1 rRNA gene is annotated in these 1,990 nt (G+C 51.8%); it reads right to left on the bottom strand.

Going from position 1 to position 1,990, the window contains the following annotated elements:
* Positions 1–1,990: ribosomal RNA gene (locus MHM99_RS21055) — 23S ribosomal RNA — on the bottom strand; the annotation flags it as partial.

Below are 1,990 nucleotides of genomic sequence, written 5' to 3'. Positions count from 1 at the left end.
TCGGGCAATTAGTACAGGTTAGCTTAACGCCTTACAACGCTTCCACACCCTGCCTATCAACGTCATCGTCTATAACAACCCTTCCAGACCTTAAAGGTCAGGGATGACTCATCTTTGGGCCGGCTTCCCGCTTAGATGCTTTCAGCGGTTATCCGTTCCGAACATAGCTACCGGGCAATGCCATTGGCATGACAACCCGAACACCAGCGGTTCGTCCACTCCGGTCCTCTCGTACTAGGAGCAGCTCCCATCAATCATCCAACGCCCACACCAGATAGGGACCGAACTGTCTCACGACGTTCTAAACCCAGCTCGCGTACCACTTTAAATGGCGAACAGCCATACCCTTGGGACCGACTTCAGCCCCAGGATGTGATGAGCCGACATCGAGGTGCCAAACACCGCCGTCGATATGAACTCTTGGGCGGTATCAGCCTGTTATCCCCGGAGTACCTTTTATCCGTTGAGCGATGGCCCTTCCATACAGAACCACCGGATCACTATGACCTACTTTCGTACCTGCTCGACGTGTCTGTCTCGCAGTTAAGCTAGCTTATGCCATTGCACTAACCTCACGATGTCCGACCGTGATTAGCTAACCTTCGTGCTCCTCCGTTACTATTTGGGAGGAGACCGCCCCAGTCAAACTACCCACCAGACACTGTCCACATTCCCGATAAGGGAACAATGTTAGAACATCAAACATACAAGGGTGGTATTTCAAGGACGGCTCCACACAATCTAGCGACTGTGCTTCAAAGCCTCCCACCTATCCTACACATGTAGGTTCAATGTTCAGTGCCAAGCTGTAGTAAAGGTTCACGGGGTCTTTCCGTCTAGGTGCGGGTACACAGCATCTTCACTGCGATTTCAATTTCACTGAGTCTCGGGTGGAGACAGCGTGGCCATGGTTACACCATTCGTGCAGGTCGGAACTTACCCGACAAGGAATTTCGCTACCTTAGGACCGTTATAGTTACGGCCGCCGTTTACCGGGGCTTCGATCAAGAGCTTCGTCCGAAAACTAACCCCATCAATTAACCTTCCGGCACCGGGCAGGTGTCACACCCTATACGTCCTCTTACGAGTTTGCAGAGTGCTGTGTTTTTAATAAACAGTCCCAGCCACCTGGTCACTGCGGCCTCCATTTGCTTACCACGCGAAGTGTTCACAAACAGAGGCGTACCTTCTCCCGAAGTTACGGTACAATTTTGCCGAGTTCCTTCACCCGAGTTCTCTCAAGCGCCTTAGTATTCTCTACCTGACCACCTGTGTCGGTTTGGGGTACGCACTTTCACTTGGACAACCAACGCCAAGCTTGCCTAGCCTTCTCCGTCCCTCCATCACTGATTATATAAGTACGGGAATATTAACCCGTTTCCCATCGACTACGCATTTCTGCCTCGCCTTAGGGGCCGACTTACCCTGCCCTGATTAGCATGGGACAGGAAACCTTGGTCTTCCGGCGTGGGAGTTTTTCACTCCCATTATCGTTACTCATGTCAGCATTCGCACTTGTGATATGTCCAGCAAGCTTTACAACTCACCTTCATCCACTTACACAACGCTCCCCTACCCAGCATGTAAACATGCTGCCGCAGCTTCGGTATATTGCTTAGCCCCGTTACATCTTCCGCGCAGGCCGACTCGACTAGTGAGCTATTACGCTTTCTTTAAAGGGTGGCTGCTTCTAAGCCAACCTCCTAGCTGTCTATGCCTTCCCACATCGTTTCCCACTTAGCAATATTTTGGGACCTTAGCTGGCGGTCTGGGTTGTTTCCCTCTCCACGACGGACGTTAGCACCCGCCGTGTGTCTCCCGGATAGTTCTCATTGGTATTCGGAGTTTGCAAAGGGTTGGTAAGTCGGGATGACCCCCTAGCCTTAACAGTGCTCTACCCCCAATGGAATTCGTCCGAGGCTCTACCTAAATAGATTTCGGGGAGAACCAGCTATCTCCCGGTTTGATTGGCCTTTCACCCCCAGCCACA

It is taken from the genome of Alteromonas sp. MmMcT2-2 (genome assembly GCF_022348305.1).
GTDB classification, from domain to species: domain Bacteria; phylum Pseudomonadota; class Gammaproteobacteria; order Enterobacterales; family Alteromonadaceae; genus Alteromonas; species Alteromonas macleodii.
The sequence above is the reverse complement of the archived record's forward strand: the minus strand, read 5'-3'. Positions and strand labels throughout refer to the sequence as shown.